Raw genomic sequence first — 23,102 nt, forward strand, 5'->3', positions numbered from 1 at the left:
GCGTGACCCGACATCCCCGCTGTGCTCAGTGCCAATCTGCGCTACCGTGCAGGATAAGTCCCTGGAAGCAAGGTTCAGATGATGCGCATATTCCTCTTGTTTTTCAGCCTGCTGTTCAGTCAGGCCCTGTTTGCCGCCCAGCTGCCGAAGGCCGATCCGGTCCCGGGCGGAGTGGCGGTCATCGCCCTCCCCGATCAACCGCAGCCGCCGCAGGTGACCTTCAACGGCAACCGCACCCTGACCGTCCGGCACGACAACCGCTGGCACGCCCTGGTCGGGCTGCCGCTCGGCCTGGAACCGGGCGAGCATCGGATACAGGTAGCGAACGGCAGCGGCGACAAGCAGCGCATCGCCTTCACGGTCCAGTCCAAGGAATACGAGGCTCAGTACATCACTCTCAAGAACAAGCGCCAGGTCAATCCCAACCCGGACGACCTCAAACGTATCCGGAAGGAGTCAAAGCGCATCCGTGCCGCGCTGGCCGCGTTCAATCCCGCCGAGGCCGTCCAGCTCGATTTCAACTGGCCGGTCGACGGCCGGCTCAGCAGTCCGTTCGGACTGCGTCGCTTCTTCAACGAACAGCCGCGCAAGCCCCACAGCGGCCTGGACATTGCCGCCCCCGAGGGCACGCCCATCCGCGCGCCCGCCGCCGGCGCAGTCATCGAGGTCGGTGATTTCTTCTTCAACGGCAACAGTGTGTTCATCGATCACGGCCAGGGTCTGGTGACCATGTACTGTCACCTGGACCGTATCGACGTCAGGGTCGGCGATCGCATCGAACAGGGCGAGACACTCGGCACTGTGGGCATGACCGGCCGCGTCACCGGCCCGCATCTGCACTGGAGCGTGAGCCTGAACGACGCCCGGGTCGATCCGCTGCTGTTCCTGCCCACTCCCACGCCCTGAGCAACGCGTCACGCTTCCCGCCTCCTGCCCGGCCTCGACTTTCCGCCCGGAAGATTCTTGACTAGACTGTTCAAGTAAGCAGCCGTACGGCGCACTGACCGTTCGAGCCGGCGCGAAAGGAGCGGCATCATGTCCAGCAGTCTGTTCCGCACATTATCCGGTTCCTCAGCAGCGCCCAAAGCGGCGGAGCTGCGCTCCATCATCGACAATCTCACCGACGCCTATTTCCGCACCAATATCGATGGACGCATCCTGCTCGCTTCGCGCTCGATCGAGGCCCTGAGCGGCTACCGACTCGAAGAGGTCATCGGCCGCAACGTTACCGAGTTCTATCTGGATTCCGCCGCGCGGGCGGATTTTCTCCAGGCACTGGCCGACAACGACGGCCAGGTCCATGGCTACGAGGCCGGCCTGCGCAGGAAGGACGGGACCGAACTGTGGGTGGCCACCAGCGCCCATCTGCTCCATGACGATGCGGGCGAGGTCATCGGGGTCGAGGGCACGATACGCGACATCACCGAACGCCATCAGGTCGAGATCGCGCTGCGCGAAAGCCAGGAGCGCTACAAGGCCCTGTTCGACAGCGCCGGCGATGCCATCTTCCTGCTGCAGGACGACCGTTTCATCGACTGCAACCCAATGACACTGGTGATGTTCGGCTGTACCCGCGAACAGATCATCGACCAGCCGCCGTATCGCTTCTCGCCCGAATACCAGCCAGACGGCAGACTGTCGAAGGAAAAGGCGCTGGAGAAGATCATGGCCGCCTTCGAGGGCGCCCCACAGAACTTCGACTGGACGCACATCAAGCACGACGGAACGCCGTTCCATGCAGAGGTGACCCTGAACCGGGTCGACCTGGGCGGAACACCCCATCTGCTGGCATCGGTTCGCGATGTCTCCGAACGCAAACGCATGGAAACCGCCCTGCAGCTCAGCCGCCGGAACCTGGCCGAGGCCCAGCGCATCGCCCATGTCGGCAGTTGGGACTGCGACATCGTCACCGAGGAAATGGAATGGTCGGACGAGATGTTCCGCATTCACGGCTTGGAGCCCGGCAGCCGCACACCTGGCTACGAGCTGCTGGCCGAACGGGTCCACCCCGAGGACTGGCCGGGGGTGCAGGATGCGATCAATACCGCCCTCCGGGGCGAGGCCTGCCTGGACAGTGAGTTCCGCATCCTGCGTCCCTCCGGCGAGGTCCGCTTCGTGCACGCCCGGGGCGAACTGATCGGCAACGCCCGGGGGCAGCCGGGACAGATGGTCGGCACCATGCAGGATGTCACCGAGCAGATCCAATCCCTGGCCGCCCTGCGTTCCAGCGAGGAGCGCTTCCGCGATCTCGCCGAGAACATCAACGAGGTATTCTGGCTGGTCGCGCTCGACTGGCAGAAGGTGTACTACATCAGCCCCGCCTATGAAGCGATATGGGGTGAAAGCGTGGAGTCGCTGTATGCCGGTCCGATGTCATGGGCGGAGAGGGTTCATGCGGACGATCGTGACCGGATCCATGATTTTCTGAGCCAGGTCTCCATTGACCAGGAGGAGGTCCTGTTTCCCGAGTTTCGCATTGTGCGCCGCGACGGCGGGATACGCTGGATCTCGGCCCGGGCCTATCCGGTGCGCGATCAGGAGGGCCGGCCGATCCGCGTGGCCGGCATCGCCGAGGACATCACCGAACGCAGGCAGGCCGAGGAACAGCTGCGCCAGTCTGCCGTGGCCTTCGACAACACCGCCGAGGGCATCCTGATCCTGGACACCGAACGCCGCATTCAGGCCGTCAACCGCGCCTTCAGCGAGCTGACCGGCTATGACGAGCAAGTCATCCTCCACCAGACCCTGGAACGACTGGAGCCGGAACTGGACAATGCCCCCGACAACGGCGTGGACTGGGCGGCCGTGGACCGCAATCGGCGCTGGCAGGGCGAGGCCCTGCTGCGCCGCGCCAATGGCGAGCTGTTCCCGGCCTGGCTGACAGTGAGCATGGTCCTGGACGCGAGCCAGCGGCCGGCCAATTATGTCTACATCTTCTCCGATATCACCACCATCAAGCGCTCACAGGAAAAACTGGACCATCTGGCCCATCATGATCCCCTGACCGACCTGCCCAACCGCCTGCTGCTCAACGCCCGGCTGGAACATGCTCTGCAACATGCGCACCGGGAACAGTACCGTGTCGGTATTCTGTTCATCGACCTGGACCGGTTCAAGAACATCAATGACAGCCTGGGTCACAGCATGGGTGACGAGATTCTCATCGAGGCGGCCCGGCGGCTGAAACAGCTGCTGCGCGAAGAGGACACCGTGGCCCGCCTCGGCGGCGACGAGTTCATCGTCATCCTCGACGAGGTCGGACACAGTCAGGACGTGATCACCCTGGGCAGCCGGATCATGGAGCTGTTCCGCGAACCCTTCGTATTCGGCTTGCACACCCTGCACGTGACCGCCAGCATCGGCATCAGCGTCTATCCCGAGGACGGCCGCGATACCGATACCCTGATCAAGAATGCCGACGCCGCCATGTACCGGGCCAAGGAACAGGGCCGTGACAATTTCCAGTTCTACACCCAGGAGCTGACCAACAGCGCCTTCGAGCGCATCCTGCTCGAAACCAGCCTGCGCCGGGCCCTGGACGAGGAGGACCTGGTGCTCTATTACCAGCCGCAGATATCGCTGGCCAACGGCCGCATCATCGGCGCCGAGGCACTGATCCGCTGGAACCACCCCGACATGGGGCTGATCGCGCCCAATCGCTTCATACCACTGGCGGAGGAATCCGGCCTGATCGTACCCATCGGCAACTGGGTCCTGCGTACTGCCTGCGAGCAGGCACGTTACTGGCTGGACATCGGCCTGCCGCTGGAGAAGATCGCGGTCAACATCTCCGGCATCCAGGTCCTGCGCGGCGACATCAGCAAGGCGATCAAGCGCGCGCTCAACTATTCCCGCCTGGACCCCTGCAACCTGGAGCTGGAAATCACCGAAAGCACCCTCATGCACGAGGGCGGCCAGGCCATCGCCTCACTGGAATCGCTGCGCACCCTCGGGGTGGAACTGGCCATCGACGACTTCGGCACCGGCTATTCGTCACTGAGCTACCTCAAGCGCCTGCCCATAGACAAGCTCAAGATCGACCGATCCTTCATCAACGACGCCGCCACTGACCCCAACGACGAGGCTATCATCCGCGCCATCATCGCCATGGGCCACAGCCTGCAGCTCAAGATCGTGGCCGAGGGGGTGGAAACGCAGCAGCAGAGTGAATTTCTGCAGAGCCTGGGCTGCGACGTGGTCCAGGGCTACTACTACGGCCGGCCGATGCCGGCGGCTGAGTTCGCGCGGCTGTTCAGCCCGGTTTCTGACGACGGGCCGGGGCGGCAATAACGCAGAGACACAGAGAACTGAATATATAAAATCTTTGCGTCTCCGTGTCTCTGCGAACTCTGTGTTTCCAGCGCCGGGCTTCCCATCACCGCCACACCCCGCGCGGCGCGGTGTAATTCTCCAGCACCTTCACGTAATTGGCCCGCTCGTAGGCGGCCGGGTCGATGGCATTGCGGTGACTGACGCAGCCGCGCATCTGGCGGACGGAGTCATACTCGTGCGCTTCCATCCATTCCAGCATCCCCTGGTGGATACGGCCCAGCTCCTCCGGGCCCTGCTGCAGCAGCACGCTGCACAGCTGTACCACGTCGGCCCCGGCCATGATGGCCTTGAGACTGTCGGCTGCAGTGTGGAAGCCGCCGCTCACCGCAAGGGCGAGGCGCGTGCGGCCGTGCAGAATCGCCGCCCAGTGGATGCGCAGCAACGTCTCGTGGGATGAGGACAGGGTCAGACTGGGCACCACCTCGCGCGTCTCCAGATCGATGTCGGGCTGGTAGAAGCGGTTGAACAGCACCACCCCGGCCGCACCGGCCGCTTCCAGGCTGCCGGCCAGGTGGCCGACCGAACTGAACTGCGAGGACAGCTTCATCGCCACCGGCAGCGAAACCTGCTGGCGCACGGCGTGCAACATCTCGATATAGCGGCTCTCCACCTCGGCGGCCGACTGGTGGATATCGGCGGCGATATAATAGACGTTCAGCTCCAGCGCATCGGCCCCGGCCTCCTCCAGCAGCCGGGCATAGCGCACCCAGCCGGCGTCGCTCACGCCGTTGAGGCTCGCGATCACCGGAATGTCCAGTGCCGCCTTGAGCCGGGCCAGCTGTTCCAGATAGGCATCAACATTGTTGATATAGCTGTCCGGCTCGGGCAGAAAGCTGTCGGCCTCGCCGAAGCCGATGGCCTGCTCGTGCAGAAACCGTGCAGTGGACTCTTCGGCCTGGCGCACCTCCTCCTCGAACAGTGAATACATGACCAGCGCCCCGGCGCCGGCATCCTCCAGCCGGCGGGCGCTGTCCAGGTCGCGTGACAGGGGCGAGGCCGAGGGGACCAGGGGGGTTTTCAGCTCCATGCCCAGATAATCGGTACTCAGGTCCACCATCTCATTCCTCCCCCTCGGTATCGCCGTCCTGTCTGAAATCCGGCGCTTCCGGCTCTTCCCAGGAGATCTCGGCCAGCTGTTTATAGTGATGATAACGCGCCAGCACCTCTTCCTGAGACTGCTTCAGGAAGGCCTCGGCGGCCTCGGGGTGGGTGCGCCAGAGCATGCTGAAGCGGGTCTCGGATTCGACATATTCGCGGTAGGGTATACTCGGCTCGCCGGAGTCCAGGTGCAGCGGGTTTTTCCCCTGCTCGATCTTCTTCGGATCGTAGCGGAACAGGTGCCAGTGGCCGCTGTCGACCGCCAGCTGCTGCTGGCGGTGATTGTGCGACAGGTCCACGCCGTGGGCGATGCAGGGCGAGTAGGCGATGATCAGCGAGGGTCCCGGATGGGCCTCGGCCTCGAGGAAGGCGCGCAGCGTCTGCACGTCCTTGGCGCCGTAGGCCACGTGCGCCACATAGACATTGTCATAGGCCATGGCCAGCAACCCCAGATCCTTCTTCACCGCCGGCTTGCCGCCGGCGGAGAATTTGGCCACCGCACCGCGCGGCGTGGCCTTGGAGGTCTGGCCGCCGGTGTTGGAATAGACCTCGGTGTCCAGCACCAGGATGTTCACGTCGCGCCCGGCCGCCAGCACATGGTCCAGGCCGCCATAGCCGATGTCGTAGGCCCAGCCGTCGCCGCCGATGATCCACACACTCTTCTTCACCAGGTTCTCGGCCACCCGCTCGAGCTGGCGGGCACGCGGGTCGTCGAGCAGATCCAGCTGGCGGCGCAGCCGCGCAACCCGTTCGCGCTGCTCATGGATGCCGGCCTCATCCGACTGGTCGGCATTGACGATCCCGGCCACCAGTTCGGTGTCCAGCGCGTCTCCCAGGGCATGCAGCAGGTCCAGGGCATGCTCGCGCTGCTGATCGATGGCTACCCGCATGCCGTAGCCGAACTCGGCATTGTCCTCGAACAGGGAATTGGACCAGGCCGGTCCGCGGCCCTCGGCGTTGGCTGCCCAGGGCGTGGTGGGCAGATTGCCACCGTAGATGGACGAACAGCCGGTGGCGTTGGCCGCCACCATGCGGTCGCCGAACAGCTGGCTGGCCAGCTTGATGTAGGGCGTCTCGCCGCAGCCCACGCAGGCGCCGGAGAACTCGAACAGCGGCTGGAGCAGCATCGAGCCCTTGAGGGTGGTCAGCTTGACCTCGCGCCGGTCGTACTCGGGCAGACTCAGGAAGAAATCCCAGTTGGCCTTTTCCGGTTCGCGCAGCGCGTCGATGGGCGCCATGTTCAGCGCCTTGCGGCTGGCATTGGACTTGTCGCGGATGGGGCAGATGTCCACGCACAGGCCGCAGCCGGTGCAGTCCTCAGGCGCGACCTGGTAGGCGATGTGATAACCCTCGGGATAGTCCCTGCCCTTGACCGGCATGGATTTGAAGCCGGGAGGCGCGTCCTTGAGGTATCCCTCAGGAAACAGCTTGCTGCGGATCACCCCGTGCGGACAGACCAGCGGGCACTTGCCGCACTGGGTGCACAGATCCGTCTCCCATACCGGGATCTCCAACGCCAGGTTGCGCTTCTCATAGGCGGCGGTGCCCAGCGGGAAGGTGCCGTCATTGGGCATGAAGCTGACCGGCACCTCGTCGCCCCTGCCCGCGATCAGTTTCGCCGTGAACCGCTGGACAAACTCGGGCGCCGTCTCCGCCACCGTGGCCGGACGCTCGAAGTCGCTGGTGACCTTGTCCGGCACCGCCACCTCGTGCAGGTTCTCCAGCGCCATGTCGATGGCGCGGAAGTTGAACTCGACGATGCGCGCACCCTTTTTGCCATAGGTCTTCTCCACCGCGGTCTTGATGGCGGCGATGGCCGTATCCCGGGGCAGCACATCGGAGATGGCGAAGAAGCAGGTCTGCATGATGGTGTTGATGCGCGTGCCCATGCCGGCATCCTGCGCCACCCGGTAGGCATCGATGCAGTGGAAGCGGATCTTTTTGTCGATCATCTGCTGCTGCAGCTTGCGCGGCAGGCTGTCCCAGACCCGGTCCGGCGGCTCCGGGCTGTTGAGCAGGAAGACCGCCCCCTCGGCGGGCCTTATCCAGCAGGTCATAGCGTTCCAGGAACACCGGCTGATGGCAGGCCACGAACTGCGCCGCATCATCGTCGATGAGATAACTGGAGCGGATCGGCCGCGGGCCGAAGCGCAGGTGGGAGACAGTCACGGCGCCGGCCTTCTTGGAGTCGTAGACGAAATAGCCCTGGGCATGCAGGTCGGTGGACTCGCCGATGATCTTGATGGAGTTCTTGTTGGCGCTGACGGTGCCGTCCGAGCCCAGGCCATAGAAAATGGCCTGCACCGCCTCCTGGTGGGCGTCGGTGCGAAAGCCCGGGTCCCAGTCCAGCGAGGTATGGCTCACATCGTCATGAATGCCGATGGTGAACAGGTGCTTCGGCTCGCGCTTGTCGAGCTCATCGAACACGGCCCTGACCATGCCGGGCGTGAATTCCTTGGACGACAGGCCGTAGCGCCCGCCGATCACCCGCGGCAGGGCGGTGAATCTTCCGCCGCCGCTGCACTGGTGCCGGGCCAGTGCGGTGATGACATCCTTGTACAGCGGCTCGCCGTCGGCGCCGGGTTCCTTGGTGCGATCGAGCACGGCGATGGATCGCACTGTCTCCGGCAGGGCCGCGATCAGCGCCCCGGGATCGAAGGGCCGGTACAGCCGCACCCGCAGCACGCCGACCTTTTCGCCCTGGCGTGTAAGCCAGTCCACCGTCTCGGATACCGTCTCCGCACCCGAGCCCATCAGCACGACCACCCGTTCGGCATCCTCGGCGCCCTCGTAGTCATACAGGCGATAGTGCCGGCCGGTGAGTTCGGCGAAGCGGTCCATGCATTCCTGCACAATGCCGGGGAAGGCGTCATAGTACGGGTTGACCGTCTCCCGACCCTGGAAATAGACATCCGGGTTCTGCGAGCTGCCGCGCAGCACCGGATGCTCCGGGGACAGGGCCCGGGCGCGATGGGCGGCCACGGCATCGTTGTCGATCAGGGCCCGGATGGTGTCCTCGTCCACCACGGCGATCTTGGCCACCTCGTGCGAGGTGCGGAAGCCGTCGAAGAAATGCAGTACCGGGATGCGTCCTTTCAGCGTGGCGGCATGGGCGACCAGCGCCAGGTCGTGCGCCTCCTGCACCGAGGCCGAGGCCAGCAGGGCGAAACCGGTACTGCGCGCGGCCATGACATCGCTGTGATCGCCGAAGATGGACAGGGCCTGCACGGCCAGTGAGCGGGCGGCGATATGAAACACCGCCGGGGTCAGCTCGCCGGCGATCTTGTACATGTTGGGCAGCATCAGCAGCAGGCCCTGGGAAGCGGTGAAGGTGGATGCAAGCGCCCCGGTCTGCAGCGCGCCGTGGATGGCGCCGGCGGCCCCGCCCTCGCTCTGCATCTCCACGATGGTCGGGATGCTGCCCCAGATATTGGTTCTGCCCGCGGCCGACCAGGCATCGGCCAGTTCGCCCATGGGCGAGGCCGGGGTGATGGGATAGATGGCACAGACATCGCTGACGGCGTGTGCAATGCGGGTGGCGGCTTCGTTACCGTCGACGGTCAGCCGGGTCGCTGCGGCCATGTGTTCCTCCAGCTGTCATGATCAAGCCTGTTCAGGCCAGCATAGTGGCCAGGGGCAGGGCCCGCCACAGCCAATGTCAGGCGACTTGACCGGCATCAATCGCGCAATTCCAGCAGCGGCTCGAGCACCGGCCACACATTGTCCAGCAGCCGCGGTTGGGCGGCGGCAGTGGGATGAATGCGGTCGGCCTGCATCAGGCCGTCCTCCAGCGCCACGTCCTCAAGCAGAAAGGGCAGCACCGCGGTTTCGTAACTGTCCGCCAGTTCGTGGTAGATATCGGCGAAGGCATCGGTATAGGCCGGGCCATAATTGGGCGGCAGGCGCATGCCCAGCAACAGCACCCGCGCCCCGGCGGCCTGGGCCCGCTCGGTCATGCCGGCCAGATTGTCACGGCTTTGTTGCAATCCCAGTCCGCGCAGGCCGTCATTGCCGCCGAGTTCGATCACCACCAGGCAGGGTGTATGTTCCTGCAGCAGCGCCGGCAGCCGTGCCGCGCCGCCGGCCGTGGTCTCGCCGCTGATGCTGGCGTTGACAACCCGATGTGGATACCCTTGATCACGCAAGCGCTGTTGCAGCAGATGGACCCAGCCCTGCTCCAGTTCCATACCATAGGCGGCGCTGATGCTGTCGCCCAGCACCAGTATGCGCGGCGCCTCCTCAGCACGCACCGGGCCGGCCGCGACCAGCAGCAGACACACAAGCAGTTTCAGGAGACGCATGAAGGCACAGGCAAGCGAGGAATTCACGGCGACCATCCGGGCTGAAGGGCTGGACAAGGAAGTGACAACGCCCAAGGGCGCTCTGTCCATCCTGTCGGATATCGGGCTGCAGATCAACCGCGGGGAAGCGGTGGCCGTGGTCGGCGCCTCCGGCTCCGGCAAGTCCACCCTGCTCGGCCTGCTGGCCGGACTGGACCTGCCGACCCGCGGCCGCATCTGGCTTGACGGCCATGAGATCACGGCCCTGGACGAGGACGGGCGCGCGCGCCACCGCGCCGGCCGGGTCGGTTTCGTGTTCCAGTCCTTTCACCTGCTGGACGCCATGAGCGCGCTGGAGAACGTCATGGTGCCGCTGGAACTGCTGCAGCTGCCCGATGCCGAGGCCCGTGCCGCCGACTGGCTCAGGCGGGTCGGGCTGCAGGACCGCCTGGATCACACCCCGGCGCAGCTCTCCGGCGGCGAGCAGCAGCGGGTGGCCATCGCCCGCGCCTTCGCCGTCGAGCCCGGCATTCTGTTCGCCGACGAACCCACCGGCAACCTCGACAGCCGCACCGGCGCCCAGGTGGCCGACCTGCTGTTCGAGCTCAACGCCTCGCATGACACCACCCTGGTGCTGGTCACCCACGACCCGGCCCTGGCCGACCGCTGCCAGCGCCGGCTCACGCTGGACGCGGGCCGGCTGGTCTGATGGCCGCTGCCCCTGCCCTGCTGCCGCTGGCCTGGCGCTGGCTGATTCGCGAGCGCCGCCATGGTGAGCTGAGCCTGATCTTCATTGCCACCCTGCTGGCCGCCGCCGTGGCCGCGCTCACCGGACGCTTCACCAGCCACATCAACCACAACCTGCTGGCCCAGGGCGTGGAACTGCTCGGCGCCGACCTGATCCTGGACACCCCTTCCCCCCCGCCCGCGGCCTGGCTGGAACGGGCCGCCGGGGAAGGCCTGCAGGTCAGCCCCGGTGTGGAGTTCGCCAGCGTGGTGGTACACGGCGAGCGGGTACAGCTCGCCAGCATCAAGGCCGCCGCCGACAATTATCCCCTGCGCGGGCGGATCGAGATCGCCGACACCGTGCGCGGCGACCCCCGCCCCGCCCCGGGCATGCCCGGGCCCGACGAGGTCTGGGTCGAGGCGCGCCTGTTCGATCTCCTGGATCTGGCCATCGGGGACCCTATCCAGTTGGGACAAAAGCAGTTCAGCATCGGCGCCGCGCTCGCCTTCGAGCCCAGCCGCGGCGGGGACTTCTTCAACCTCTCGCCCCATATCCTGATGCACCGCGACGCCCTGCCGGCGACCGAACTGATCCAGCCCGGCAGCCGGGCCCACTACCGCACCGGCTTTGCCGGTGAGGCGAGCGCCCTCGAGGCCTTCAAGGTCTGGCTGGAACCGGAACTCCGGGACAATCACAAGCTGATCGACATCCACAGCGGCCGCCCGGCCATGGGCCGCGCGCTGGGACGCATCGAGCAGTACCTGCACCTGGGCAGCGCCAGTGCCCTGCTACTGGCCGGCATTGCCATCGCCGTGGCCGCGCGCCGTCACGCCGACCGCCACATCCCGGCCAGCGCACTGCTGCGCACCTACGGCGTGGACAGTCGGCGCATTGTCATGTTATTCCTGCTGCAACTGCTCATCCTCGGCCTGCTGGCCAGCCCCGCCGGCGCCCTGCTCGGCTGGCTCGGCGGCCAGGCGCTGCTGCAGCTGATCGACCCGGCCGGCGCGCCGCCGCTGTTCACCCTGCTCGATCACAACCTGCTCATCGCCCTGCTTACCGGCCTGGTCACCCTGCTCGGCTTCGGCCTGGCCCCGATCCTGGCCATCCGCAGCGTCCCGGCCCTGCTGGTGCTGCGGCGGCTGCCCACGCCCCTGTCCCCCTCCCGCTGGCTGGCCTATTTCAGCGCCGGCGGCGCCCTGCTGCTGCTGATGTGGTACCAGACCGGCTCGCCGGTACTGGTCATCCGCTTCGCCCTGGGTGCGCTGGCGCTGGTGCTGATCGCCGCCGCGCTGTTCCAGGGGCTGCTGCTGGTACTGCGTCGGGTCCGCTCGCGACGCATCTGGTGGCGCTTCGGCGTGGCCAACCTGTGGCGCCGGCGCCGCTTCGCCACCGCCCAGGGCATCGCCTTCGGCCTGATCTTCATGTGCTTCGCCCTGCTCATCGCCGTGCGCCAGGAATTGTTCGACCAGTGGAACAACCAGCTGCCGCCGCAGACCCCCAACCACTTCGCCATCAACATCCAGCCGCAGCAGGCCGAACCCTTCGCCGCCGCCCTGCAGCGCCTGGACATCGACTATGACGCCGTCTATCCGCTGGTGCGCGGGCGCCTGATCGAACTCAACGGCGAGCCCATCCGCCAGGCCATCAGCAAGGAGGCCGACGACCACAACGCCCTGCGCCGCGAGCTGAACCTGACCTGGAGCGAGGCCGTTCCCTACGGCAACGAGGTGCTGAGCGGGCACTGGTGGGAAGGCACGCCGCAGCGCAATGACGTGATCTCGGTGGAATCTCAGCTGGCTGAACAGCTCGGCATCGAAATCGGCGACCGGCTCGGATTTCTCATCGGCGGCGATACCTTCGATGCCGAGGTGGTCAACCTGCGCAGCGTGGAATGGGAATCCTTCCGGCCGAACTTCTACATCGTCTTCCCGCCCGGCCGGCTGGAGGAGTATCCGGCCACTTACATGACCAGCTTCCATCTGCCCGATGAGCGGCGCCGGCTGCTGCCGGAACTGCTGCGCGAGTTTCCTTCCGTCACCCTGCTGGACGTGGACTATGTGCTGGCCGAGGCGCGGCGCCTGTTCGACCAGGGCAGCCGCGCCATCACCGCCATCCTGGTGCTGATCCTGGCCAGCGGCGCAGTACTGATGGTGGCCACCGTGGTCGCCAGCGCCGGTCAGCGGCTGCAGCAGAACGCCCTGCTGCGCGCGCTCGGCACCGGCAGCCGGCAACTGCGCCAGGCCCAGTTCGCGGAATTCCTGTCACTGGGGTTTCTTGCCGGCCTGCTGGCCTGGACCGGAACGGAACGCCAGATACGGCCTGTTCAGCCGGGTGTTCGAACTGCCTTACCAGCCCAGTCTCACTCTGCTGGCCGGCATCCTGGCCACTACCATGCTCACCCTGGGCATCACCGGCGTCTGGTCCACCCGCAGGATCCTGACCCGATCGCCCATGTTGCTGCTGCGCGAAAATCCGGACTGACGCCGCCCGCTGGCATTCCCGGAGCCTTCGACTAACCTCAATAAGGTACACGGAGCTGAACAGGGAGAATGACAATGAAGCGACTCTGGCAACGGTATGCCTGGCTGCTCGGTACCTGCCTGCTGGCAGTATCCCCGGGCCAGGCAACCGAAGTGGACCTGGTCGGACTGGACATCGAGGGCGTACGCCTGGGCATGAGCACCCGCGAGGCCGGCGCCGCCCTCGACAACCGCGGCTATACCCAGGTCAAGAAAACCAGCTTCGAGAAAAAAGACCGCAATGGCATGCATTATGTCGGCCTCAAGCTCAATCCCGGCGGCGAGGTGATCTCGGTCGAGGTCGCGCATTTCCTCAACGACCAGGTCGATCCTGACGCCGAGCGCGACACATGGATCAAGCAGTGGGGTAAACCGGACAAGCGCATGGGCAACCCGGACCACGACTGGAACCTGACCTACGAGAACGACGCGGCCATCCTGGATACCTGGGCGAAGAAGTCGCTCCTGCCCGGTCGCAAACCCAGCGAATTGCGCATGCGCCTGGTCTCCAAACACCAGGTGCTTGAGTCCCGACGCGGCCATGAAGTCCGCAACGAAATCTGCATGGCCATCAAGGACAAGCCCGTCTCCATGCTCAACATCACTGACCGCGACAATCTGATGGAGTGCATCCGCACCGGGCAGCTGCGCATCGTCGCGCCCTGAACCCCAAGGTGAAGGCGGGCCGCCGCGGCCCGCCATAACGGAAAAGGAACCGGAAAAGGGGTCGGTGACAAAACGCAATCATTATCATTTGTCACCGACCCCTTTTTAACCGCGGCCGCGCGAACAGCTGGTCCGGATTCCGAAACCCTTTTAAAGAACAGTCACATTGTCGCTGTCTGAGCCGGTAGCGATAATGCCCGTTCGCGTGCCTCGTCCAGACCCCCGGCGAATTCGAGCCGGCCGGCCTGCTCCCGGATGCCGGCACGGAGCAGCTTGTCCTGCATGCGCGGCTTGAGGTTGGCGATGATGACGGCGATGCCGCGCTGGTGCAGGTTCTCCAGCAGGGATTCCAGCGCCACGATGCCGGTCATGTCGATCATGGGCACGTCGCTCATGTCCAGGATCACGATGCGCACATCGCGGCTGGTGCTGCGCAGGGCACTCATGGCCTTCTCGGCGGCGCCGAAGAAGAGCGCGCCGTTGATGTCGTAGACGGCCACGTGCGGCGGCAGCTCGCCCAGGTGCTGGTGGGCGCTGGTGTCCATCAACTCGGTGCCGGTCAGGACCGAGATGCGGCGGATGAACAGGATCGCGGCCAGCACCAGGCCGGCGGCCACGGCAATGACCATGTCGAACACCACGGTCAGGCCGAAGCAGGCCAGCAGCACCACCACGTCGCAGCGCGGCGCCACCTTCACGATGTTCACGAAATGCCGGGCCTCGCTCATGTTCCAGGCCACCACCAGCAGCAGCGCGGCCAGCGCGGCCATGGGCAACTGGCCCAGCAGGCCGGCGAGGCTGATCACCACGACCAGGATCACCAGGGCATGCACGATGGCGGCCACCGGGCTGCGCGCGCCGGCGCGGATGTTGGTGGCGGTACGAGCGATGGCGGCGGTGGCCGGGATGGCGCCGAAGAAGGGCCCGATCAGGTTGCCCAGGCCCTGGCCGATGAGTTCGGTATCCGGCTGGTGACGGGCGCCGGTCAGGCCGTCGGCCACCACGGCGCAGAGCAGGGATTCGATGGCCCCGAGCATGGCCACGGTGAAGGCCGCGGGCAGGAGTTCGCGGATCAGTTGCCAGGAGATCCCGATCGGATTGCCGTCGCCACCCGGCAGCGCCCAGGGCAGCAGCGGCAGCGGCGGGGCCTGCGGGATGCCCTGGCGGGTCACGCCATCGAGCATGTAGCTGAACTGGGAGTTGATGGTCGCGACCGAGAAATCGGGCAGGAACCATCCCAGCACCCAGGCGGCCAGCGCTCCGGTCAGCAGCGCGACCAGGTGACCGGGGATGCGGGTCTTGAGCCGGGTCCACAGCAGCAGCACCGACAGGGTGATCAGCCCGATGACCAGGTCCGGCCAGCGCGCGCTGGGCAGGGCCTGCAGCAGCATGGCCAGCTTCTCCAGGAAGTGCTGGGGCAGCTCGCCGGTGGTGAGGCCGAGAAAATCCTTGATCTGCAGCCCGGCGATGACCACGGCGATACCGGCGGTGAAGCCGATGGTGACCGGATAGGGGATGTACTGGATCAGCCGCCCCATGCGGGCCACGCCCATGATAATCAGAATCACGCCCGCCATGACCGTGGTGAGCAGCAGCCCGCCCAGACCGTACTCATGGGTGATGGGGAGCAGGATGACGACAAAGGCAGCAGTGGGCCCGGAGATGCTGAAGCGCGAGCCGCCGCTGAGCGCGATGATCAGCCCGGCTATGATGGCGGTATAGAGGCCGTACTGGGGCGGCACACCGCTGGCGATGGCCAGCGCCATGGCCAGCGGGACGGCGACGATACCGACGGTCACGCCGGCCATGAGATCGGCGCGCAGATCGGCGAGGCGGTAGCCCCGGAGGGATGCGATGAGGGCGTTCCGGTTCCAGTACTCGAACATCATGCTGCCTGGATATGAAGTGAAGTGGAGCGATGGATGTGGTCGTCACGCACAACTACGGCCTGCGTTTCTTCCTCGCCGCGCTTGACTTGACCTTCTTCATCAGCCGCTTGCGCTTGTGCTGCTGGCGCGGCGTGAGCTTGTTGCGCTTGTCCTTGTACGGGTTCTCGCCGGTGCGGAATTCCAGCCGGATCGGGGTGCCAACCAGTTGCAGCCGGGTGCGAAAGAAGTTTACCAGATAACGCTTGTAAGCATCCGGGATGGACTGGGTCTGGTTGCCATGGATCACGATCAGCGGCGGGTTGTGGCCGCCCTGGTGGGCATAACGCAACTTGATGCGCCGGCCGCGGACCAGCGGTGGCTGATGGGTGTGCACGGCCACCTCCAGCATCCGGGTCAGTTCCGGGGTGGAGAACTTCGCCGTGGCCGACTGATAACAGCGCTGCACGGCCTCGAACAGGTGGCCCACATTGGTGCCGTGCAGCGCGGAGATATAGTGGAACTCGGCGAAGTTCACGAACGGCAGGCGGCGGTCGACCTCGCTCCTGATGCGGTCGCGCATATCCGTCTCCAGGCCATCCCACTTGTTGATGGCGATGACCAGCGCCCGGCCCGAGTCGGCGGCAAGTCCCGCCAGGGTGGCGTCCTGATCGGTGATGCCGTCGTGGGCATCCAGCACCAGGATCACCACGTGCGCAGCCTCCATCGCCTTGAGCGCCTTGATGACGCTGAACTTCTCGACCACGGCATCGATGCGGCTGCGCCGGCGCACCCCGGCGGTGTCGATCAGGGTATAGGGCTGGCCGTCGCGTTCGAAGGGCACCAGGATGCTGTCGCGGGTGGTGCCCGGCTGGTCGAAGGCGACCACCCGTTCCTCGCCCAGGATGCGGTTGAGCAGGGTGGACTTGCCCACGTTGGGCCGTCCCACCAGGGCGATGCGGATGCTGTCGTCGGCGGCCTTGTCCGGTGTTTCCTCCGCCGGTTCCGGCAGGGCCTCGAGCACCGGGTCGATCAGGTCGTGCACGCCGTGGCCGTGCACGGCCGAGAGGGGAAAGGCCTGGCCCAGGCCCAGGGCATAGAATTCGGCCACCGCGGTGTCGGGATCGGCCCCATCGACCTTGTTCACGGCCAGGTACACCGGCTTATGGGTGCGGCGCAGACGCTCGGCGATCTGCTGGTCGGTCGGCGTCACGCCACTGTGGGCCTCGACCAGAAAGATGACCGCATCGGCCTCCTCCACCGCCTGCCAGGACTGCTGCGCCATCAGGACATCGATACCGGCCGCCTCGCCGCTCAGGCCGCCGGTGTCGATGACCAGGTAGGGCCGTTCGCCCAGCTTGCCCTCGCCGTACTTGCGGTCGCGCGTCAGGCCCGGCAGGTCCGCCACCAGGGCATCCCGGCTGCGGGTGAGCCGGTTGAACAGGGTCGATTTGCCGACATTGGGGCGTCCGACCAGTGCGATGACGGGGAGCATGGCTGATTCAGGGTTCCAGGGTTCGAGAAAAAAGCTGCAGTCGGCAGGCCGGAGTAAGCCCGGGGGCGCAATCCGACACCGGGCCATGTCGGGTCGGGTCACGCTATGCTGACCCGACCTGCGGTGCCAGCATCTAGAGCCCGCTTATCTTGTATGCCGCGAGGGTGCCGTCGCTGGCATAGATATAGACCGTATCACCGTCCACCACCGGGATGGACAGAACCGGATCGCCGGTCACCCGGGTACGGCCCACGATGGCGCCGTCGAACCGCGACAGGGCATGCAGATAGCCCTCCAGGTCGGCCACCAGGACATGATCATCCAGCGCCACGGGCGTGGTCAGCTGGCGGTGCAGCAGACGCTCGTTCTGCCAGATGGCCGAGCCGTTGCGCCGGTCCAGGGCCCAGACCCGACTGTCCTGGTCGGTGACATAGACATGGCGGAAATCCACGCCCAGACCGACGGCCGACGACATCTCCCGGTCCCAGAACTTGTTGCCGCTGTTCCCCTCCACGGCAGCCACATGCCCCTGGTAGGTCACGGTGTAGACGGCATTGCCCTGAATGCGCGGCGGCGAGTCGATATCGACCATGCGTTCCAGTTCCGAGCGTCCGGCCGGACGGCTGATGGCGGTCTCCCACACCGGCAGGCCGCGCTCCAGCTCCACCGCGGCCAGCTTGCCGCTGTCCTGGCCGATGATGGCGAAGCCTTCCACCAGGGCGGGGGTTGAGGTGCCACGCAGGCTGAGCGCAGGCACGGTACGATCGAATACCCAGAGTCGCTCGCCGGTGGCCGAGTCCAGGCCGGTGACGTCACCGTCGACCGACTGCACCACTGCCACCCCGCGCGCGGCCTGGGGCGGGGCCAGTACCTCGCCGGAGACGCGGGCGCGCCAGACCTCGCTGCCGTCACGCCAGTCCAGGGCCAGCACCTCACCCTCGATGCTGCCGACCAGGATCAGGCCATCGCCGGTCCCGACGCCGCCGCTGATCGGCAGATCGGTATCGCGTTCCCACACCGGCTCGCCGGTCCCGGCCTCGAGTGCCATCACCCGGCCCTTGTGGTCGACGGCGAAGATGCGGCCACCGTCGACCACCGGCTGCAGGCGCAGAAACTTCCCGCCGGAGCCGGCACCGATGTCACGCGACCACTGACGCTGCAGTTCGATCCCGGCCTCGATGTCCTGCAATTCAGTGGGCGGCTCGGTATTGTCACCGCCGCGCAGCCAGGCGCAGCCGGGCAGTGCCAGAGCAAGCAACAGCAGGGGCAGCAGAACACGCATCAGGCTGCGCCCTCCCCACCGACGCGCGCGGCATCGTCACGCTTGGCTTCGAGCAGCGACCGGCCGGGCAGATCCCCCGGATAGGCCGCCAGCGCGGCTTCATAGGCCGTGCGGGCCGTTGCATAGTCCGCGTGCGCCATGGCCAGATCGCCTTCCAGTTCGAGATAGACCACGGCATAGCTGCCGCGTTCGCTCACCTCGTCGAGCAGGGCGCGGGCCCGGTCGAGTTCGTCCCGGGCAATCAACAGCCGCAGCAGGCGCACCCGCGCCGTGTGCTTCAGCGGCCCGTCACCGGCGCGCTCGTAGGCCCACTCCAGCTGGGCCTGCGCCGCCTCGGGATTGTCCTCGTCGAGCTGCAGCCGGGCGATCTGCAGGGCAGCCAGCACGGCATAGCTGCTGCCCGCGTATTCATTGAGCAGGTTCTCGTGAACCGAGGTGGCGACGGCTGACTCCCCCTGGGAGACCGCATTGCTCAGCTGGGCATAGAGATTGGAAGCGGCCATGGACTGCTGTTCCTGGTACTGCAGCCAGGCCTTGCCGCCGAACAGGGCGGCCAGGCCCAGCATGATACCGGTGAGCAGGGCACTGCCATTCTCGCGCAGCCATTTCTTGATCGCTTCCGCCTGTTCGTCGTCGGTTTTGAAACTCTCGGCCATGCTGCAGCCCTCACTGGTTGACGATTTCTGTTAGATAGTTGACGAGCTCCGGCTCGGGCAGTACCCGTTGTTCGCCTGTCTCGCGCAGGGGCTTGAGTCCGTACTCGCCGCGCGCGGCCTCCTCCTCGCCCAGGATCAGGGCGTAGGCGGCCTGACACTTGTCCGCCTTCTTGAACTGGCTCTTGAAGCTGCCGCCACCGCAGTTCATCTGTAGCCGCAGTCCCGGCACCGCGTCGCGCAGGCGCTCGGCCAGCACCGGTCCCTGGGTGAGCGCCGCCTCGCCCGCCACCACCAGGTAGACGTGCGGGGTGGGCGGCGGCGGCACCGCCTCCAGCGTCTCCAGCAGGGCGATCAGGCGTTCCATGCCCAGGGCGAAGCCCACCGCCGGGGTCGGCCTGCCGCCGAGCCAGCCGACCAGGCCGTCGTAGCGCCCGCCGGCGCAGACCGTGCCCTGCGCGCCCAGCCGGTCGGTGACCCACTCGAACACACTGCGGCTGTAGTAGTCCAGCCCGCGTACCAGGCGCGGGTTGATACGGTACTCCAGCCCGGCGGCATCCAGGTAGCCACACAGGGTCTGGAAGTGATCACGGGACTCGGTGTCCAGGTGATCGGCCAGTTGCGGGGCGGCCTCGATCAGCGCCTGCATGTCCGGGTTCTTGCTGTCCAGGATACGCAGCGGGTTGCTGTGCAGACGGCGCCGGCTGTCCTCGTCGAGCTGGTCATGGTGGGCTTCCAGGTATTCCACCAGGATGGCCTTGTAGGCGGCCCGCGCCTCCTGGCTGCCCAGCGAATTGACCTCCAGCCGGACCTCAGCCAGGCCCAGCGCCCGCCACAGACGTGCGGTCATGAAGATCTGCTCGGCATCCACATCCGGGCCTTCCATGCCGAAGGCCTCGACGCCGATCTGGTGAAACTGGCGATAACGCCCCTTCTGTGGCCGTTCGTGACGGAACATGGGACCGGCGTACCACAGCCGCTGGACCTGGTTGTAGAGCAGCCCCTGCTCCATGCAGGCGCGCACGCAGCCGGCCGTGCCCTCCGGACGCAGGGTCAGGCTGTCGCCGTTACGATCCTCGAAGGTGTACATCTCCTTCTCGACGATGTCGGTCACCTCGCCGATGGAACGCTTGAACAGCTCGGTCTTCTCCAGGATCGGCATCCGGATTTCCTGGTAGCCGTAATCCTGGAGGGTGGCGCGTGCCACCGCCTCCACATGCTGCCAGGTGGGGGTCTGCTGCGGCAGGATGTCGTTCATCCCCCGCACGGCCTGAATATTCGAACTCTTTGCCATTGTGTATCGGATCAGAAGGGATGCGCCGGGCGCATCCGGTTATTCGAGCGTGAAACGGGCCACACTGCCCGGGTCATAGCCGGACAGGGAATAAGGCTCGCCGTCCACGGTCAGCTCCACCCCGGCGGCATTGCCCAGCACCACCTGCAACGGCGGTCGGCCGCTGATCCGGTGCTCGCTGCCGGCCTGGTACAGGCCCACCAGCAGGCGCTCGCCAGCGGCGTTGCGGATGGATATCCAGCTGTCCTGGCTCAGCTGCAGCCGCAGTTGCAGCTGCTGCGGCCCGGCTTCGGCCGGCGCCGGCGGCACTTCGGGCCGGGCGGGTGCAACCGGCGCCGAGGCCGCAGGCGGTGACTCCGCCACGGGCGGCGACTCCGACGCGGGCGGTGGCTCCGGTACCGGCGGCGGCTCCGGCATGGACTCGGGCCGGCCCGGAGTCCCGGGTGCCGGCCGCGGATCAGACGGTGCGGTCAGCGCCGGCAGGCGGACCCGCGAATCCCCGGCTTCGCTCCGGGGGGAACCGGACGGCACCGGCAGCGGTTCGAGATCCGACACCTCGCCGGCCGTCGAGGCTTCCGGGTCACCGGCGGTAGTGAACCGCTCCCACAACCCCGGGAGTACGAAGACGGCCAGACCCGCGAGCGCGACCAGCAACACCAGCGTGCCCAGCAGCCGCCAGGGCATACGGGCGCTTCTCAGCGCAGGCTGCGCCTGCGGCGGCATCCCCACCGTGCGCAGTTCGGGAGACTCGGCCGGCTGGTACCGGGCCAGCAACTCTTCCTCGTCCAACCCCAGCAGCCGGGCATAGGCGCGCACATAGCCGCGTACATAGATGGGTGCCGGCAGGCGGCTGCGATCATCCTGCTCCAGCGCGACTATGGTCTGTTCGTTGAGATGCAGCTGGGCGGCGACCTCGGCCGGGCTGATCCCCTTGTGCTCGCGCACCTCGCGCAGACGCGCGCCCACCCCCGCGGTATCGGCGGTCGTGGCAGTCGGTTCCGACTCTGTGGATTCCGGCGTCTCGGTCATGGCAATGTCAGGGCTGTCCAGACAGCTCCCTGGCCTCGGGCGAATCGGGGAAGTTGTTCTTCAGCAACAACCGGTAGCTGGACACGGCGTTCCTGTCTCCGAGCTGCTCCTCGGCCCGGATGCCGAGCATGAGCGTCTGCGGCGTATGCCGGGCCACCGCCTGATAGCGCTGCAGATAGGCCCGCACCTTGAGGTAATTGCCCTGTTCCATGCTCACCTGCGCCATGCGGCGCAGGGCAACGGGATACTCGGGGGCTGCCTCCAGTGCCTTGCGCAGGTAGATTTCCGCCTTGTCCAGGTCGCCGGCGCGCTGGGCGCAGATGCCGGCATTGGTGTAGACCATTTCCGGTGTCTCGTAGAGCGGGTCCGAGGCCGCAGCCACGAAATGCGGCTCGGCGTCCTCCCAGCGGTCCTGACGGCACAGAAAGGCGCCGTAGTTGTTGTGCGCGCGCGAATCCTTACTGTCCAGGCGCACCGCGCGCTGGAAATGGTGGTCGGCCTGATCGATCTCGCCCAGCGACTCATACAGCACGGCAATGGCGTTGTGCGCCGCGGCCAGTGAGGGATCCTGGCGCAGGGCCTTCCTGAATTTCTCCATGGCCACCTGGTTCATGCCTTCCTGCATGTACTGCAGTCCCAGCTCGACATTGTACTGGGCCGCACTGCGGGCCTCTTCATCGCGGACATTGGCTGAACCGCAGGCAGCGGTGAGCGCGGCGGTCAACAACAGAGTTATCAGCCTTGCCCTCACCCCTGAACCCCCTGCACAAGCGGCACGATACGCCCGGCCCGGCGCCGGGTGCGGTCCTGGAATTCGCCGGCCAGCTGACCGCAGGCGGCGGCGATGTCATCGCCGCGGGTCTTGCGGGTGACAGTGACGATGCCACCGTTGATCAGGATGTTCTGGAACTCCAGGATGCGCTGCGGGTCGCTGCTCGTATAGGTGGTGTCTGGAAACGGATTGAACGGAATCAGGTTGACCTTGGCCGGCACCCGGCGCAGTAGCCGCAGCAGTTCACGGGCATGGGCATCGGAGTCGTTCACGCCGGCCAGCATGACGTATTCGAAGGTCACCCGCCGCCGCGGCTCGTCGGCCACGTAGCGTCGGCAGGCCTCCATCAGTTCGGCGATGGGGTATTTCCTGTTGATCGGCACCAGCTCGTTGCGCAACTCGTCGTTGGTCGCGTGCAGCGAGACCGCCAGGCTGACGTCGCATTCGGCCCTGAGTCGATCCAGTTCGGGGACAATGCCGGAGGTGCTGAGCGTGATACGGCGCTTGGACAGACCGAAGGCCAGGTCGTCGCGCATGATCTGCATGGCGCGCACCACCGCGTCGAAATTGAGCAGCGGCTCGCCCATGCCCATCATCACGACATTGGTGATGGCGCGCCGGTGCTGAACGTCACCGCCCAGGGCGCGGCTGGCCAGCAGCACCTGGCCGATGATCTCGGCCGTGGTGAGATTGCGGTTGAACCCCTGCTGGGCGGTGGAGCAGAAGCTGCAGTTGAGCATGCAGCCGACCTGGGAGGAGACGCACAGGGTGCCCCGCTCCTTTTCCGGGATGAACACCGTCTCGATGCAGTTGCCGTCGGCCAGTTCCAGCAGCAGCTTGCGCGAGCCGTCGCTCGAGAGCCGGTCCATGACCACCCGCGGCAGTTCCACCCGGGCCTCGTCGTGCAGGCGCTCGCGCAGGGCCTTGCTCAGATTGGACATGCCGGCGAAGTCGTCGACATTGAGCTGGTAGATCCACTTCATCACCTGCTGGGCGCGAAAGCCCTTCTCACCCATCCCGGCGAAGAAGGCTTCCAGACCCTTGCGGTCCAGGTCCAGCAGATTGGTTGTGCTCGGGTCGGACATGC

At 66.2% G+C, this 23,102-nt stretch carries 15 protein-coding genes and 1 pseudogene; 5 read left to right on the plus strand and 11 right to left on the minus strand.

Going from position 1 to position 23,102, the window contains the following annotated elements; genetic code table 11:
• Positions 1-78 precede the first annotated feature (78 nt).
• Positions 79-906, plus strand: coding sequence for a peptidoglycan DD-metalloendopeptidase family protein (locus D6C00_RS03265; protein ID WP_125180291.1), 828 nt, complete (start codon positions 79-81; stop codon positions 904-906).
• A 129-nt stretch (positions 907-1,035) separates the two neighbouring features.
• The gene (locus D6C00_RS03270; RefSeq protein ID WP_125180292.1) at positions 1,036-4,290 is read left to right on the plus strand and encodes a sensor domain-containing protein; all 3,255 of its coding nucleotides are present in this window, start codon (positions 1,036-1,038) and stop codon (positions 4,288-4,290) included.
• Positions 4,291-4,375: 85 nt separating this feature from the next.
• Here D6C00_RS03270 and D6C00_RS03275 read toward each other — a convergent pair whose 3' ends face one another.
• The 3 genes and pseudogenes from D6C00_RS03275 to D6C00_RS03285 all read right to left on the minus strand — a co-directional run bounded on the left by D6C00_RS03275 (position 4,376) and on the right by D6C00_RS03285 (position 9,731).
• Positions 4,376-5,389 (minus strand): dihydroorotate dehydrogenase-like protein, encoded by a 1,014-nt coding sequence (locus tag D6C00_RS03275; RefSeq protein WP_125180293.1) that lies wholly within the window; start codon positions 5,387-5,389, stop codon positions 4,376-4,378.
• Position 5,390: 1 nt separating this feature from the next.
• Positions 5,391-9,012, minus strand: a pseudogene (nifJ, locus tag D6C00_RS03280) (pyruvate:ferredoxin (flavodoxin) oxidoreductase).
• 95 nt (positions 9,013-9,107) lie between these two features.
• Positions 9,108-9,731, minus strand: coding sequence for an arylesterase (locus D6C00_RS03285; RefSeq protein WP_125180294.1), 624 nt, complete (start codon positions 9,729-9,731; stop codon positions 9,108-9,110).
• On the opposite strand from D6C00_RS03285, the gene D6C00_RS03290 reads away from it, so the two are divergent.
• Genes D6C00_RS03290 through D6C00_RS03300 form a run of 3 tightly spaced genes read left to right on the plus strand, consistent with a single transcriptional unit; the run spans position 9,730 to position 13,625 of the window.
• Positions 9,730-10,419, plus strand: coding sequence for an ABC transporter ATP-binding protein (locus tag D6C00_RS03290; RefSeq protein ID WP_125180295.1), 690 nt, complete (start codon positions 9,730-9,732; stop codon positions 10,417-10,419). The two genes, D6C00_RS03285 and D6C00_RS03290, sit on opposite strands and share 2 nt — an antisense overlap.
• Entirely contained in the window at positions 10,419-12,956 is a 2,538-nt protein-coding gene (locus D6C00_RS03295; RefSeq protein ID WP_125180296.1) for an ABC transporter permease, read from the plus strand. The genes D6C00_RS03290 and D6C00_RS03295 overlap by 1 nt, the downstream gene beginning before the upstream one ends.
• A 39-nt stretch (positions 12,957-12,995) precedes the next feature.
• Positions 12,996-13,625, plus strand: a complete 630-nt coding sequence (locus tag D6C00_RS03300; protein ID WP_125180297.1) for a hypothetical protein — start codon at positions 12,996-12,998, stop codon at positions 13,623-13,625.
• A gap of 161 nt (positions 13,626-13,786) precedes the next feature.
• Here D6C00_RS03300 and dauA read toward each other — a convergent pair whose 3' ends face one another.
• From dauA to rlmN, 8 genes are all read right to left on the minus strand, one after another.
• Complete coding sequence (gene dauA / locus D6C00_RS03305) at positions 13,787-15,511, minus strand: C4-dicarboxylic acid transporter DauA (RefSeq protein WP_241546782.1); 1,725 nt, start codon at positions 15,509-15,511, stop codon at positions 13,787-13,789.
• Between the two features lie 55 nt (positions 15,512-15,566).
• Positions 15,567-16,985 carry a ribosome biogenesis GTPase Der gene (gene der, locus D6C00_RS03310; protein WP_125180299.1) on the minus strand — a complete coding sequence of 473 codons (1,419 nt, stop codon included), beginning with the start codon at positions 16,983-16,985 and terminating at the stop codon, positions 15,567-15,569.
• Between the two features lie 133 nt (positions 16,986-17,118).
• Complete coding sequence (gene bamB, locus D6C00_RS03315; RefSeq protein WP_125180300.1) at positions 17,119-18,267, minus strand: outer membrane protein assembly factor BamB; 1,149 nt, start codon at positions 18,265-18,267, stop codon at positions 17,119-17,121.
• The gene (locus tag D6C00_RS03320; protein WP_125180301.1) at positions 18,267-18,923 is read right to left on the minus strand and encodes a YfgM family protein; all 657 of its coding nucleotides are present in this window, start codon (positions 18,921-18,923) and stop codon (positions 18,267-18,269) included. Before D6C00_RS03320 ends, bamB begins: the two co-directional genes overlap by 1 nt.
• A 10-nt stretch (positions 18,924-18,933) precedes the next feature.
• Positions 18,934-20,214, minus strand: a complete 1,281-nt coding sequence (gene hisS, locus D6C00_RS03325; protein ID WP_125180302.1) for a histidine--tRNA ligase — start codon at positions 20,212-20,214, stop codon at positions 18,934-18,936.
• Positions 20,215-20,253: 39 nt separating this feature from the next.
• A complete protein-coding gene (locus D6C00_RS03330) occupies positions 20,254-21,243 on the minus strand; it encodes a helix-turn-helix domain-containing protein (RefSeq protein WP_125180303.1) in 990 nt (329 codons plus the stop codon).
• A 7-nt stretch (positions 21,244-21,250) separates the two neighbouring features.
• Positions 21,251-21,970: a type IV pilus biogenesis/stability protein PilW gene (pilW, locus tag D6C00_RS03335; RefSeq protein WP_158675271.1), complete on the minus strand. Its 720-nt coding sequence runs from the start codon at positions 21,968-21,970 to the stop codon at positions 21,251-21,253.
• Between the two features lie 20 nt (positions 21,971-21,990).
• Positions 21,991-23,100, minus strand: coding sequence for a 23S rRNA (adenine(2503)-C(2))-methyltransferase RlmN (gene rlmN, locus D6C00_RS03340; RefSeq protein ID WP_125180305.1), 1,110 nt, complete (start codon positions 23,098-23,100; stop codon positions 21,991-21,993).
• Positions 23,101-23,102: the final 2 nt, after the last annotated feature.

Origin of the sequence: Thiohalobacter thiocyanaticus (assembly GCF_003932505.1) — a bacterium.
Lineage (GTDB): Bacteria > Pseudomonadota > Gammaproteobacteria > Thiohalobacterales > Thiohalobacteraceae > Thiohalobacter > Thiohalobacter thiocyanaticus.